Genomic DNA, 14,671 nt, shown 5'->3' on the forward strand with positions numbered 1-14,671 from the left:
ACGTTGGAGGGGGCCGCTCTTATCTTATGCGGCAGCCTCTTCTTTGGCGGTTTGGGTCGCTTGCTCGGTGGTGACGACACGGTTGCCCGGGACGCAGGGAGCCAGCACTTTGACATACAGAGCGGTACCAATCTGGGCGCCAACGATGGGGCCAAGGATTGGAACCCAGAAGTAGGGGTTGTCACGACCACCGGTCAGGGCAACATCACCCCAGCCAGCAAAGAACGCGAACAGTTTCGGACCAAAGTCACGGGCCGGGTTCATGGCAAAACCGGTTAACGGGCCAAGGGAGGCACCGATCACCGCGATCAGGATACCGATCAGCAGGGCGGCCGCGAAACCTTTGGGGGCGCCGTTGTTGTTGTCACCCAGCGCCATGATGCCCAGCATCAGGACGGCGGTGATCACCAGCTCGACGGCAAAAGCTTGCATATTGGTCAGCAGGGCATTGGGGTAGGTGGAGAAGATCCCGGCGGTACCGAGGCTCTCGACGCTGCCGCGCACCACGTTATGGGTCACTTCCCACTGGGTGAAAAGGTTACCATAAAGGAAGTAGACAAGGGCCGCGAAGCAGAAGGCACCGGCCATCTGGGCGATGATGTAGGGCACCACCTTGCGCTTGTCGAAACCGCAGAAGGTCATCAGCGCCAGGGTTACAGCCGGGTTCAGGTGAGCACCTGAAATGCCGCCGGTCACATAGATGGCGATGGCCACACCCAGACCCCAGGTAATGGAGATTTCCCACTGCCCGAAGTTGGCGCCTGCCAGCACCAGTGCCGCCACACATCCGACGCCGAAAAATATCAGCAGGCCGGTTCCGATAAACTCGGCGATGCACTCGCCAAGCAGGGTATTGGGTCTTTGTATGCTCATACTTTTGTTCCTTATATCCACCCGTAGAGGTTTGATGTTCCGTTTTATCTTTTTGTGTCTATCCGTTGCTGCCGAACACGTTTCCTTGTTGTTTTTGCGTCTTGCGCAAACGTTATGCTCGTTTGCGCTCGTTATCGGTCGTGACAGAAAATAACCCTTCCCAATAATTTCACCATCCCCCCTCCATAGGAAATGTGGACAAGATCCCACTCATTGCTAAGAAAATGTGACGTAAAGCATCTTGATAACCACTGATTACCACTTAGGGGGTAGCTTGCAGCCCTTGCCACACAAGGGCTGGCGCTTGCTGAGTGATTTCTCATTTGGAGCTTTTATTTGTAATAAAACTGCAATATTTGAGCATGCATCACAGATTAAATGAGCGCATATGAGCACAATAGGCTCGCTTACGAATCAGTGGACTCACATGATTCGTTGGAATGGTCAGGGCATCCTCAACCGCCCATAACAACAATAAGGAAGCAGAACATGCTTAGTCTCTTCAGGCCTGCGGCGCACATCGACAGGCTCCCGGCTGACAAGGTCGACCCCTTCTACAAACGCATGCGTTGGCAGGTGTTTTTCGGGATCTTCTTCGGTTACGCCGGCTACTACCTGGTACGGAAAAACTTCAGTCTGGCGATGCCCTATCTGATCGAGCAGGGCTTCTCCCGTGGTGATCTCGGTTTCGCGCTCTCCGGGGTCTCCATCGCTTACGGTTTGTCCAAGTTCCTGATGGGGAACGTCTCTGACCGTTCCAACGCCCGTTACTTCCTCTCCGCCGGTCTGCTGCTCTCGGCTGCCATCATGTTCATGATGGGTACCATGCACTGGGCCACCTCCAGCATTGCCATCATGTTTGTGCTGTTGTTCCTGAACGGTTGGGCACAGGGCATGGGCTGGCCGCCCTGCGGTCGCACCATGGTGCACTGGTGGTCACAGAAAGAGCGCGGTGAAGTGGTTGCGGTCTGGAACGTGGCACACAACGTGGGTGGCGGCATGATTGGCCCGCTGTTTATCCTCGGGATGGGCTGGTTCAACGACTGGCGCAGCGCCTTCTATGTGCCTGCGGCAGCGGCGGCCGCCATCGCGGTGATCGCCTTCTTCGTGATGCGTGATACCCCGCAATCGGTCGGTCTGCCTCCCATCGAGGAGTACAAGAACGACTATCCGAAGGATTACAACGAGAGCCACGAGCAGGAGTTCTCCGCCAAGGAGATCTTCGTCAAGTACGTGCTGCACAACAAACTGCTGTGGTACATCGCGATCGCCAACGCTTTCGTTTACCTCATTCGTTACGGTGTGCTGGACTGGGCGCCAACCTACCTGAAAGAGGCCAAGCACTTCACCGTCGACAACTCCTCCTGGGCTTACTTCCTCTACGAGTGGGCCGGTATTCCGGGTACCCTGCTGTGTGGCTGGATCTCTGACAAGATGTTCCAGGGCCGCCGCGCCCCGGCCGGTATCCTGTTCATGGTGCTGGTCACCCTGGCTGTGCTGGTTTACTGGTTCAACCCGGCCGGCAACCCGACCATCGACATGATGGCGCTGGTGGCTATCGGCTTCCTGATCTACGGCCCTGTCATGCTGATCGGCCTCTATGCTCTTGAGCTGGCACCGAAGAAAGCAGCCGGTACTGCGGCAGGTTTCACCGGTCTGTTCGGTTATCTGGGCGGCGCCGTGGCAGCCAACGCCATGCTGGGTTATACCGTTGACCACTTCGGTTGGGATGGCGGCTTCATGGTGCTGACCGTCTCCTGCGTGCTCTCCATCATCCTGCTGGCGATGACCCTCAAGCATGAGAACATTGCCGTTGCGGCCAAGAAAGCGGCTGCCCATAAGGCATAAAACGTGATCCTCAGCTTATTGATCCCAAAGGGGATCAGGTAAACTGCCAAAAGGCCCCGCATCTGCCGGGGCCTTTTTTTGTCTCATCATCGGAGTGCAAGCGTGAAGCAAACCCAACGACATCTGGAGATCCTGGACGTCCTGACGCGGCAGGGATTTGTCTCGACCGACGATCTGGTGACCCACTTTGACGTCAGCCCCCAGACCATTCGCCGGGATCTGAACGATCTCGCCGAACAGAACAAGATACGGCGCCATCATGGCGGTGCCTCCCTGCATTCGAGTACCGTCAATACCGCCTACAGCGCCCGTAAAGTGATGCAACTCAAGGAGAAAGAGCGCATCGCCCGCGAGGTCGCGGCCAATATTCCCGACGGTTCATCGCTCTTTATCGACATAGGTACCACCACCGAGGCCATTGCCCGTGCCCTGCTCGATCACCGCGAGCTGCGTATCGTCACCAACAACCTCAACGTGGCCAGCATTCTGACGGCCAAGGATGACTTCACCGTCATCATTGCCGGCGGCGAGATCCGCAACCGCGATGGTGGCATCGTGGGGGAGGCGACCCGCGACTTTATCGGTCAGTTTCGCATGGACTATGGCGTCATCGGGATTTCGGGGATCGACAATGACGGCTCCCTGCTCGATTTCGACTATCACGAGGTGAAGATCGCCCAGGCCATCATCGCCCACTCCCGTCAGGTGTTCCTGGCCGCCGACCACACCAAGTTCGGTCGCAATGCCATGGTCAATCTGGGCAATCTCAGCCAGATCCACGCCCTCTTTACCGATCAGGAGCCACCGGAAAAGCTGACGCGATTGATGGCGCAACACCAGATCGCTTGCCACATCTGCTAACGGCGAAACACGCCAAGGCTGTGCCGGTCGCCCGTCAGGGCGGCCTCCTTTCTCTCCCCCAGCACCGCACTCATCTCACCCCTTTATGGGTATTGCCAAAACCACTATTCAATCTGGTTTTTTTGGCTAGTAACCCGCCGATGTTGGCCCGGCGCCATTCGGTTACTTGCCGTACCACTTTTGCCACTTCTGGCGGGCTGTGGCGATCACACTTTCGCCATAAAATGTTCGTTTGTTGTATTTTCATGTTCTAAAATGAGCGAAATCAAACATTGCTGTTATAGCAATCATAAAAATGAAAGTAGGTGAACATGAGCGAACATTATGATCTGGTCGTCGTCGGTGGCGGCATCAACGGGGTCGGCATCGCAGCCGATGCGGCAGGACGGGGTCTGAAGGTTGCCCTGTTTGAGGCGCAAGATCTCGCCTCTGCCACCTCGTCCAACTCCAGCAAGCTGATCCACGGCGGTTTGCGCTATCTCGAGCATTACGAATTCCGGCTGGTGAAAGAGGCGTTGGCGGAGCGGGAGGTGCTGCTCGGTATGGCGCCCCACATCGCGCGTCCCATGCGTTTTCGCCTGCCGCACCGTCCACACCTGCGTCCGGCCTGGATGATCCGCGCCGGTCTGTTCCTCTATGACAATCTGGCCAAGCGCGACAAGCTCAAGGGGAGCTGTGGCGTGCGCTTCCTGCCGCAAGATGGTTTGACCGCAGGGATCAATAAGGGGTTTGAATATTCGGACGCCTGGGTCGACGACGCCCGGCTGGTGGTACTCAACGCCATGATGGCCCGTGACAAGGGGGCCGATGTGCAGACCCGCACCCGCTGCATCAAGGCGATGCGCGGTTCCAAAAACTGGACGCTCACTTTGGAGCGGGAAGGGGGCGAGCAGTTCACCGTCACCTGCCGTGGTCTGGTCAATGCGGCGGGCCCCTGGGTCAAGACCTTCTATGACGAGAGCCTGCACGAGAAATCCCCCCGCGGCATTCGCCTTATTAAAGGCAGCCACATGATAGTGCCGCGCATCCATGAGCGCGAAGAGGCCTATATCCTGCAAAACGAAGACAACCGCATCGTCTTCGTCATCCCTTATCAGCAGGACTACTCACTCATCGGCACCACCGATGTGGAGCACAAGGGCAGTCCGCGGGAAGCGAAGATCAGCGAGGCCGAGATCAATTACCTGTGCAAGGTGGTCAACGCCCACTTCACTCGCCAAATTGCGCCGAAAGATGTGATCTGGACTTACGCCGGGGTGCGTCCGCTCTGTGACGACGAGTCAGACTCGCCGCAGGCGGTGACCCGCGACTACACCCTCGAACTTTCTGGCGAGTCTGACGGTGCGCCGCTGCTCTCGGTATTTGGCGGCAAGCTCACCACCTATCGCAAGCTGGCGCAGGCCGCCTGCAACAAGCTCAAGCCCTGGTTCAGCCAGATGGGGGATGACTGGACGGCGACCAGCCGTCTGCCCGGCGGCGAGTTTGACTGCTCGGTGCGCGAGCTGGCCCGCGCCTTTGCGCTGGAGTTTGACTGGCTCGATGATCGCAGCGCCCTGCGCATTGCCGAGGCCTATGGTGCCCATGCCCGTCTCTGGCTGAAAGAGGATCGCGGCATTCACTTCGGTGGCGGCCTGTACGAGTCGGAAGTGCGTTATCTCATCGAGCGGGAGTGGGCCTGTTCACTGGATGATATCCTCTGGCGCCGCAGCAAGCTGGGGCTGCGCCTGAACGACTCAGAGCAGCAGATGCTGCAGATCTGGCTCGACCAATACCATCAGGCTCTGCGCAAGGCGAGCTGATGAGTGACGGTGGGCAGTGCGCTGCTGTCCACCGCTTTCCATCGTAAATATGCAACAAACCTCTGATAGAACAATTACCTACACACAATAATAAAGAGCATCACATATGAAAAAACTCGCCGTTTCCCTCATCGCCTTGAGCCTTGGGGCCTCCCTCTCATTACCCGTGTTGGCTGCCGATGAAGGCAAGGTGGTGATCGCCCACCGTGGCGCTTCCGGCTACCTGCCCGAGCATACCCTGGAGTCCAAGGCGCTGGCCTATGGCATGGGGGCCGATTATCTGGAGCAGGATCTGGTGATGACCAAGGATGACCAGCTGGTGGTGATGCACGATCACTTCCTCGATGGCATCACCGATGTGGCGGCGCGCTTCCCCGGCCGTGCCCGTCCGGATGGCCGTTATTATGTGGTGGATTTCACTCTGGACGAGGTGCGCTCCCTGCGTATGACCGAACCGTTCCAGCTGGTGGATGGCAAGCAGGTGCCGGTCTATCCGGCCCGCTTCCCGCTCTGGAAGTCAGACTTCAAGATCCACACCTTCCAGGAGGAGATCGAGATGATCCAGGGGCTCAACAAGAGCACCGGCAAGAACATCGGGATCTATCCGGAGATCAAGGCGCCCTGGCTGTTCCGTCACGAAGGCAAGGATATCTCCAAGGCGGTGCTGAAGGTGCTCAAGGAGTACGGCTACACCGGGAAGGATGACAAGGTCTATCTGCAGTGCTTCGATGCCGATGAACTCAAGCGCATCAACAGCGAGCTGATGCCCGCCATGGGTATGGATCTGAAACTGGTGCAACTGATGGCCGAGACCGACTGGAACGAGACCATGGTCTACGACGCCAAGGGCAAGGCGACCCCCTACAACTATGACTGGATGTTCAAGCCGGGAGCGATGAAAACCATCGCCAGCTATGCCGAAGGGATTGGCCCGTGGAAACCGATGATCGTCACCGAGCCGGGCACTTTGGGCAAGCCGGTCTTCACCGGCATGGTAAAAGAAGCCCACGCGGCGGGCCTGAAAGTTCACCCCTATACCTTCCGTCAGGATGAGGGGCAGATCCCGGCCTATGCCAAGGACTTCACCGATCTCCTTAACATCTTCCTCTATCAGGCCGATGTGGATGGGGTGTTCAGCGACTTCCCCGACAAGGCGGTGGCCGTCATCAAGGCCCATCAAGAGGCGGCCAAATAGCACTCTGGCGTCATTTGAATGCAAAGCGAGGCCAATTGGCCTCGCTTTTTGTTTCAGGTTCCCGCAACGGGAGTGTGCGCCCTGTCAGAAAATAGCCAGATCACGTCATGGTGTGCCGGATCTGCATCATTTTACGCAGTTTTTACGTAGCAGATCGCTGGCATGAAATCGGCAGAGCGGTTAGTCTAGCGGCGTTGAACCAACCCCATGAGGTACAGATGAAAACCGTATTGCGTTTTAGCCTGCTGGGCGCCTTGTTGCTGGGTGGCCATGCCTTCGCCGCCGAGCCGAAAAAATTTGATATCAGCATGTTCCCAGCCGCTGACGTGAATCAGGAACGTGTGGTGATCCGCCTGCCTGAAGTCGAGAAAGAAGCCGACATGATGGTCGAGCTGCAGGTCGGCAAAAAGATGATGGTTGATTGCAACGTACCGCGTTTTGCAGGCAACCTGGAACAGCACAGCGTCAAAGGCTGGGGCTACAACTACCTGAAACTGGGCAAAGTCTCCGACCCCATCAGCACCCTGATGATGTGCCCGGATAACCAGCAGAAAGAGACCTTCGTCCAGATCTACGGTCAGGGCTTCTTTGTGAACTACAACTCAAAACTGCCGTTCGTGATCTACGTGCCGCAGGAGTATGAAGTGCGCTACCGTCTGTGGCGTGCCGACAACCTGGCCCAACCGGCCATGATTGAGTAAGTATGTTTGAACCAAAGGTTCAGCTGGTTCACCTGATGTGATAAATAAAGCGCCGTATGGCGCTTTATTTTTGCCTGAACAGTCCAAAAAGTGACATGCAAATTGGCTGTACGTTTACATAAGTTTATTATTTATCAACGTTTTTTGTGTGTTATGCCACAAAATCGGCGTCAGCTATGGGGCAAAGTGACTTCGATAAAAGATATTTATTAACATAGTGAGAAAATTGATTTTGCACTCAGCGATGGCCTGATGATACTTGCCCGCAAAGGTCAAACTAACCAGAAAAAAGAGCACTATGAGCTTCGAATCAGACAAGCGTTTCAACGACTTCAAACATTTTCCCCGTGGCCTGCGTCGCAGTGGCGAATTCACTGTGGCCGAAGCGGACAGTCTGGAAAAGTATGGTACCGCCATGCTGGCACTCTACCAGGGCAACCTGGCACCCCGTGACGATGTCGAGTCCGCCTTCGTCGAGCAGGTCAAATCCGGCGAAGCCGGTGCCAACCCCCATGCCAAGGTGTGGTTCAAGTACCTTAAGGTGATCGGTCCCAAGCGCGTTCATCGCCTCTGCACCGTCGTTGGCGGCGCCAGCGAAGAGAGCAGCGGTGGCGGCAGCTTTGATGTCGGTGGTGGCAGCGGCGGTGGCAGTGACGAGTCCATCGATTAATGGATACCGAGCTGCTTCGGACCTTTATCGAGGTAAGCAAGACCCGGCACTTTGGCCGGGCTGCTGAAAATCTCTACCTGACCCAGTCGGCGGTGAGTTTCCGGATCCGCCAGCTAGAGCAGCAACTGGGTGTCAGTCTGTTTGCCCGTCATCGCAACAACATCCGCCTGACCGCCTCCGGTGAGCGTCTGCTGCCCTACGCAGACGCCATCTTGCACACCCTTGGTCGCGCCAAGCAGGATGTGGCGCTCTCGCCAGGATTCAGCCAGCAGTTGGCCATCGGCGCGCCCGCGGTGTTCTGGGAGCTCGATTTCAACGACTGGCTCAATCATATCTATGCGCTGGCGCCCGGTTTGGCGGTGCGGCTGGAAACGGCTTCCCGCGAGCACCTCTGCCGCCAGTTGCTGGAGCGTTCCCTCGATCTGGCCCTGCTCTCCGAGCCCACCAAGATCGACGAGATTGCCCTGCATCCCATCGGTGAGCTGGTGTTCGAGCTGGTGAGCCGGGATCCGGCCGCCAATGCCGACAACCTGATGCAGATGCCGCACATCCACCTCGACTGGGGTACCAGCTTCGAGCCGCAACCCAGCCGCTTGCAGAGCCTGCAAAAGACCCCGGTGCTGCACTCCAGCTCTGCCAGCATGGCGCTGCAATTTGTGCTGGCCAATGGTGGCGCTGCTTACCTGCCACGGCGGATGGTCAGCCCCTTCCTCGAGAAGGGGGCGCTCCATCTGGTGGAGGGGGGCCAGCCGCTGAGCCGTCCGCTCTATCTTGCCTATCTGGAGAAATCCGATCGCCGGGAGCTGATCGATCAGTTGCTGACCCTGCCACTGGGTTGGCACGACGCCGAGCTGCGTCTCAACGTCGAATAAGCGTCGAGTGTTATCCAAGAAAGAGCCCACCCCACGGTGGGCTCTTCTGTTTGGGGAAAATTGCAGGGAGCGAAGTCACGTAATTGGCGCGGGAGGCTTGGCGTCATCGGTCTGTAACGGTACCTTTTCAGGCTGTTTATCCGATTGAGCACTGACAGGGATGGATTGTAATTGATCGACTTTAGTCACCCCGAATGGCGGGCACTGGCGCAGCAGTTGCTGAGCCACTCACCTGTGGTGATCCGTGGCCGCCAGTGGCAACCGCTGGTGGGCCTGCTCAAGGATAACCAGCTGCTGCTCGCCCATGGCAGCCACAGCTATGAGCTCACCCCGGCCGGACGGCGCTATCTCACCCGCGAGCTGATGCTGGCCGAGATCGCCACCGCGCCCCCCGAGCCCGAGGAGTGGTTGCATGCTCAGGGCTGGCAATTGGGGGAGCAGGTCAACGAACGGGTGCTGGCGGCGCTCTATCGCAAGAGCGAAGTGAACTTCACCCCCAACGAGCAGATCGATTTCGAGGACAAGGGGATCCGGCTCTGTGCCGATCAGCTGTTGCGCTTGCGCGCCGCCCAGCCGTTCAGCCTCTTTTTTAGCGGCGGCACCCTGATCGACGCAGCCCCCTGGTTGCAGGCGCTGGGGGAGGTGGCGCTGCCCGAGCGCACCCTGGCGGGTCTTGGCAAGATCCTGTGGGGGGAGGGGAGTATCGAGCGGGTGATCACCACCGACAGCGTCGGCGCCTTTGCCGAGCTGCCTCTTGAACACGGCACCTTGCTGGTGTGGGCTCCCCCATCGGCTCCTCTAGCCTTGCAGCAGGTGGTGGCCGCCTTGCCCCCCAATGTGCTGTGGAGTCATCTCACCGCCCTCGACCCTGCAGGGGTGGATCGGCTGCAGGCGCTGGCCCAGCGCTTGGGTCGTCCGGCCAGCTGGTGGCTGCCCCGTGATCTGGCCCCCATTCTCAGTGCATATGCCCAACCTTTGACTGAGGCCCGGCCCTGGGAGCCGAGCCGGATCCCCAAGCCATTGTTAGCAGTTTGTAGCGGTTTGGTTGAGTCCAATGGTGGCTTGTCGGCCGAGGTGTGTGCGCTGGCGCCAGCGTGGCATGCCGTTGGTTGAAATTGGCCTGAAAGCGAGCCAAAAAGCGGTTTTCCCCCATTGAACGCGGTGATATAAAGAGTTGACGAAGCGCTCGCCAGATGAGCGCTTTTGTTTATCAAGCCGCTTTGCCACCCAACGAACTCAACGGAATACAGGGAATACCATGTTTGAAAAGGTTGTTGCCGCCCCAGCGGATCCGATCCTGGGCCTGACCGAAGCCTTCCGCGCTGACTCTCGCAGCCACAAGATCAATCTGGGCGTAGGGATCTACAAGGACGAGTCCGGTGCCACCCCTATTCTTCACTGCGTCAAGAAAGCCGAGCAGAAGCTGCTGACCGACGAGAAGACCAAGAACTACCTCGGTATTGAAGGCAATATCGAATATGGCCGCATCGTGCAGCAACTGCTGTTCGGGCAGCACTCTGCGCTGGTTGCCAGCGGCCGCGCCAAGACCGCGCAAGCGCCGGGCGGTACCGGTGCCCTGCGTATCGCGGCCGAATTCGTGGTGCGCAACGGTCTGGCCAAGACCATCTGGATCTCCGATCCCACCTGGGCCAACCACGTCAGCGTATTCCAGGCCGCGGGCCTGACCGTCAAGTGGTACAAGTACTATGACGCCGCCACCAAGGGGCTCGATTTTGCCGCGATGCAGGCTTCGCTGGCCGAAGTGCAGCCGGGTGAGCTGGTGCTGCTGCACGGCTGCTGCCACAACCCGACCGGTATCGACCCCACTAGCGATCAGTGGCGCGCGCTGGCCAAGCAGAGTGCCGCCGCCGGCTGGTTGCCGTTGTTTGACTTTGCCTATCAGGGTTTTGCCCGTGGTATCGAAGAGGATGCCGAAGGCCTGCGTATCTTCGCCGAGTGCCATGACGAGCTGCTGGTGGCGAGCTCTTTCTCCAAGAACTTCGGCCTCTACAACGAGCGGGTCGGCGCCTTCACGCTGGTCAGCGCGACCAAGGAGATCGCCGATGTGGCCTTCACTCAGGTCAAGACAGTCATTCGTGCCAACTACTCCAACCCGCCGTCACACGGTGCCGCCGTGGTTACCGCCGTGGTGAGCGATCCGGCTCTCTATGCCGAGTGGGTCGAAGAAGTGGCTGCCATGCGGGTGCGCATTCGCGAGATGCGCGAATTGCTGGTAGAGAAGCTGGCTGCCCTCGGCGTGAGCCAGGATTTCAGCTTTATCCGCGAGCAGAACGGCATGTTCTCCTTCTCCGGTCTCACCAAGGATCAGGTGGAGCGCCTCAAGAGCGAATTTGCCATCTACATCGTCGGCTCCGGCCGGATCAGCGTGGCAGGGATTACCCGTGCCAACATTGATCCCCTGTGCGAGGCGATCGCCAAGGTGCTGTAATCGCATCGCCTGATGCTCTGGCACTATGCGGCACCATGCCATGAAAAAGCCCGTCACCTTGGTGACGGGCTTTTTTGATCGCCAACGGCTGATCGCTAAACAATGGGAAGGGGGATTCAGTGGTGGCGGGCACCTTGCCACAGTTTGCGCAGTTGCAGCAGCAGCGCGGTCAGGGCGCCGCCGCTCAGGGCTGTGAGCACCGCCAGCAGCAGGCTGCCGAGCAGGAACGGGGGCACCAGGGTCGCAGCCTCCTGCTCCAGCCAATGGAGGGTCCAGGTAAGGTGGAAGGGCTCCGGCGTCTGGTGCAGCACCAGACAGCCGGTGCGATAGGCGTAGAGATACATGAATGGCAGGGTCAGCGGATTGTTGAACCAGACTGCCAGCAGCGCCAGCGGCAGGTTGAGGCTGAATGCCAGCGCCAGACCGACTGCGATAAGCGAGTGCATCGGGATGGGGAACCAGCAGGCGAAGATCCCGGCTGCTACCGCGCCGCTCAGGGCGCGGGTTCCCCCTTGCCAGAGTGCTGGGGCAAGCAGTCGTTCACCAAACAGGGCAAACCACTTCTGCTGGCGCAGGGTATCGGGATCGAGCTTGAAGCGGGCAAACCAGCGACTCAGCATGGGCGGGCCATCTTGCGTTTTTGCCACTGGCGCACCGTGCTGATCCGCCAGAAGGTGCGGATCAGGGTGTAACCGATAAGAGAACTGAGCAGGGCCAGGATCAGCGAGCCCAGCAACAGCGGCGGTGCCACAGTCCCCAGCACCGAGACCAGCCACTCCCAGGTGAACTCAATCTCTATCTGCTGCGCCGAATGTCCCAGCAGCTGGCAACCCACCAGATAGGCGCCATAGAGCAGGGGCGGCATGGTAAAGGGGTTGGAGAGCCAGACCAACGCCACCGAGAGCGGCAGATTGACCCGGCACAGGATGGCGCCACCGGCGGCCAGCAGCATCTGGCAGGGGAGCGGCACCCAGGCCATGAAGAGGCCCACCGCAAATGCCCCGGCGGCCGAGCGGCGGTTGAGGTGCCAGAGGTTGGCATCGAGCAGCAGTTTGCCGAACAGCCGCAGGTGCTTGTGTTCTTTCAGGGTTTGCTGATCGGGCATCCAGCGTTTAATGAGTCGTTTGGGCATATTGAAACCTTGCTAAATACTTGCTCCATGGATCTGCGTCTGTTGTCGTTTGCCCTGGGGGCAAGCTCCTCACTGCTCTGGCCATGGTTACCTTCACTCGCATGGGGGGGCCTGTTGCTGTCCCTGCTGATCCCCCTTGCATATTGCCGTGCCTGGCGGTGGCTGTTTCTCCTGCTCGGCATCCTCTGGATGCAGGCCAATCTTGCCTATCGGCTGGCCTGGCTGGAGCGGTTGGGCGATCAGACGAGCCACATGATAACCGCACAGCTGCAAAGTGCAGAGCCCGAGGGGGATAAATTTGTCCGGCTGCTGCTGCGGGTGAGCACCCTCGACGAGCAACCGGTGACACCTGAGCCCCTGATCCGGGTCAATGCCTACCAAGCATTGCCAGCCATGACAGTAGGTAGCCGGATCACCCTGGTGACCTCGCTGAAACCGGCTCACGGTCTGGCCAACGAGGCGGGGCTGGATGGGCGGCGTCTGCTGCTGGGCAAGGGGATCACCGCCACCGGCAATTTGCGCCGGGTGATCGACATTCAACAAGCACCTGTGGGGTGGCGCGAACGCTGGTTGGGCGCGGCGACCGAGAGTTGGCGTCCGCTTGACTATGCTCCCTTGCTGGCGGCGCTCACTTTTGGCGAGCAGAGCGGCATCACGGATGCCCAGTGGGAGCTGTTTCGCGGTAGCGGCCTGACCCATATCATCGCTATTTCAGGGCAGCACATCGCGCTGGTGGCGGTGCTCGGCTGGTGGCTGGGCAGGTTGTTTGGCTTGCGCGGCGCCATCATCACCTCCCTGCTGTTTGCCGCCGTCTACAGCACGTTGGCCGGGTTTGCGGTAGCCACCGAGCGGGCCCTGATCATGGTGCTGGTGTGGAGTGTGCTGCGCTGGAGCCGGCGAGAGTGGCCGGCCTGGCGCATCTGGCTGTGGGCCTTTGTGGTATTGACCCTCTGGGATCCCTTCGCCCTCTATTCGGCCGGCTTCTGGCTCTCGTTTCTGGCTGTGGCCATCTTGCTGCTGGTGGGATATGTCCACGACAAGCCGGGGCTCTGGCAGATCCAGCTCTGGCTGCTGCTCGGTCTGCTGCCGTTGCAACTGACGTTGTTCGAGGGGATAGCGCCCCTTGCCATGGTGATCAACCTGTTGGCGGTGCCGCTCTTTTGTATCGCCATCATCCCGCTGGCCCTGATCGGTGTGCTGCTGGCGCCGCTATCCACCTCGCTCGCCTATGGCCTGTTCTGGCTGGCGGATCTGGGGCTCGGGTGGGTGCTGACGATCCTGAGCTGGCTGGCCGATCAACTGCAACTGTGGTGGCCACTACCCGGCTGGTGGCTGCCGCTTTGCACCCTGCTGTTGCTGCTCTGGTTCGCCGCGCAGTGGCGCCCGGCACGCTGGCTCTGGCTACCGGGCGCCCTTGCGCTGGTGTTGGCGTGCTGGCCTGATCCGGCCCGCTGGCAACTGCGGGTGCTGGATGTGGGGCAGGGGCTGGCGGTGCTGATCAGCAAGGGGGAGCGTGCCATCCTTTATGACACTGGTGATCGCTATCCCGGAGGCTACAACATGGCGGACGCGGTGATCCTGCCCCAGCTGAGCCATCTGGGGATCCGGGTCATCGATCGCCTCATCATCAGCCACAAGGATCGGGACCATGCCGGCAATCGCAAGCGACTGCTCAGCGCCATGCCGGTGCGCTACGAGCTCTCCTCTTACCCTTTCAGTGAGGGAACGACGCTCTGCCAGCGTGGGCAACAGTGGCGCTGGCAGGGGCTCTCGTTTGCAGTGCTCTGGCCCGAGCGCCCCGGTGGCGGGCGCAATAACGATGGCTGCGTGGTGCGTATCAGCGATGGCGAGCGCAGCGTGCTGCTCAGTGCAGATATCGAGCGGCAAGCCGAGCAGCGGTTGGTGGCACTGGAGGGAGAGGGGTTGGCCAGCACCTTGCTGGTGAGCCCCCATCATGGCAGCCGCACCTCTTCCACGCCCCCGTTTGTCGCGGCGGTGGCGGCAAAGGATGTGATCCACAGCGCCGGTTTTATGAATCAGTGGGGCTTTCCCCGTCCAGATGTGGTGGCCCGCTATCGGGATGCCCGCCAGTGGATCACCGGTCAGCAAGGGGCGATGCTGGTCGAACCCACCGCAGCGGGCTTGAGCGTCACCGCCGAGCGAGATCTGGGGCCCTGGTACCGGCGCAGTGGTGAGTGGTGGCGACCGCGAGTGTGGTTTGAGCAATAATCCGCCATTTCTGCCGTGTAGGAATGCGATATAGGTGGCGGC

General features: G+C 59.5%; 13 protein-coding genes. 10 read left to right on the forward strand and 3 right to left on the reverse strand.

Going from position 1 to position 14,671, the window contains the following annotated elements:
* Positions 1-24: 24 nt before the first annotated feature.
* Positions 25-873 (reverse strand): MIP/aquaporin family protein, encoded by an 849-nt coding sequence (locus AB5Z09_RS02970; RefSeq protein ID WP_005350866.1) that lies wholly within the window; start codon positions 871-873, stop codon positions 25-27.
* A 489-nt stretch (positions 874-1,362) separates the two neighbouring features.
* Between AB5Z09_RS02970 and glpT the strand changes: the two genes are divergently transcribed.
* From glpT to AB5Z09_RS03015, 9 genes are all read left to right on the forward strand, one after another.
* Positions 1,363-2,721: a glycerol-3-phosphate transporter gene (gene glpT / locus AB5Z09_RS02975; protein ID WP_005337540.1), complete on the forward strand. Its 1,359-nt coding sequence runs from the start codon at positions 1,363-1,365 to the stop codon at positions 2,719-2,721.
* 102 nt (positions 2,722-2,823) lie between these two features.
* Positions 2,824-3,582: a DeoR/GlpR family transcriptional regulator gene (locus AB5Z09_RS02980; protein ID WP_005347045.1), complete on the forward strand. Its 759-nt coding sequence runs from the start codon at positions 2,824-2,826 to the stop codon at positions 3,580-3,582.
* 311 nt (positions 3,583-3,893) lie between these two features.
* The gene (gene glpD / locus AB5Z09_RS02985; protein WP_368194605.1) at positions 3,894-5,381 is read left to right on the forward strand and encodes a glycerol-3-phosphate dehydrogenase; all 1,488 of its coding nucleotides are present in this window, start codon (positions 3,894-3,896) and stop codon (positions 5,379-5,381) included.
* A gap of 106 nt (positions 5,382-5,487) precedes the next feature.
* Positions 5,488-6,576 carry a glycerophosphodiester phosphodiesterase gene (gene glpQ / locus AB5Z09_RS02990; protein WP_005337531.1) on the forward strand — a complete coding sequence of 363 codons (1,089 nt, stop codon included), beginning with the start codon at positions 5,488-5,490 and terminating at the stop codon, positions 6,574-6,576.
* 218 nt (positions 6,577-6,794) lie between these two features.
* A complete protein-coding gene (gene eco, locus AB5Z09_RS02995; protein WP_005337529.1) occupies positions 6,795-7,277 on the forward strand; it encodes a serine protease inhibitor ecotin in 483 nt (160 codons plus the stop codon).
* Positions 7,278-7,575: 298 nt separating this feature from the next.
* Positions 7,576-7,947 carry a DUF413 domain-containing protein gene (locus AB5Z09_RS03000; protein WP_005350885.1) on the forward strand — a complete coding sequence of 124 codons (372 nt, stop codon included), beginning with the start codon at positions 7,576-7,578 and terminating at the stop codon, positions 7,945-7,947.
* Positions 7,947-8,819 carry an HTH-type transcriptional regulator HdfR gene (gene hdfR, locus AB5Z09_RS03005; RefSeq protein WP_005337525.1) on the forward strand — a complete coding sequence of 291 codons (873 nt, stop codon included), beginning with the start codon at positions 7,947-7,949 and terminating at the stop codon, positions 8,817-8,819. The genes AB5Z09_RS03000 and hdfR overlap by 1 nt, the downstream gene beginning before the upstream one ends.
* Positions 8,820-8,990: 171 nt before the next feature.
* Positions 8,991-9,932: a hypothetical protein gene (locus AB5Z09_RS03010; RefSeq protein WP_368194606.1), complete on the forward strand. Its 942-nt coding sequence runs from the start codon at positions 8,991-8,993 to the stop codon at positions 9,930-9,932.
* Positions 9,933-10,077: 145 nt separating this feature from the next.
* Positions 10,078-11,268, forward strand: coding sequence for an amino acid aminotransferase (locus AB5Z09_RS03015; protein ID WP_005350888.1), 1,191 nt, complete (start codon positions 10,078-10,080; stop codon positions 11,266-11,268).
* 116 nt (positions 11,269-11,384) lie between these two features.
* Here AB5Z09_RS03015 and AB5Z09_RS03020 read toward each other — a convergent pair whose 3' ends face one another.
* Positions 11,385-11,888 (reverse strand): DUF2062 domain-containing protein, encoded by a 504-nt coding sequence (locus AB5Z09_RS03020; protein ID WP_335819671.1) that lies wholly within the window; start codon positions 11,886-11,888, stop codon positions 11,385-11,387.
* Positions 11,882-12,400, reverse strand: coding sequence for a DUF2062 domain-containing protein (locus AB5Z09_RS03025; protein WP_005350890.1), 519 nt, complete (start codon positions 12,398-12,400; stop codon positions 11,882-11,884). Before AB5Z09_RS03025 ends, AB5Z09_RS03020 begins: the two co-directional genes overlap by 7 nt.
* A 27-nt stretch (positions 12,401-12,427) precedes the next feature.
* Here AB5Z09_RS03025 and AB5Z09_RS03030 point away from each other — a divergent pair, with 27 nt between their 5' ends.
* The gene (locus tag AB5Z09_RS03030) at positions 12,428-14,629 is read left to right on the forward strand and encodes a DNA internalization-related competence protein ComEC/Rec2 (protein ID WP_368194607.1); all 2,202 of its coding nucleotides are present in this window, start codon (positions 12,428-12,430) and stop codon (positions 14,627-14,629) included.
* Positions 14,630-14,671 lie beyond the last annotated feature (42 nt).

It is taken from the genome of Aeromonas sp. R2-2, from assembly GCF_040908355.1.
GTDB lineage: Bacteria > Pseudomonadota > Gammaproteobacteria > Enterobacterales > Aeromonadaceae > Aeromonas > Aeromonas veronii.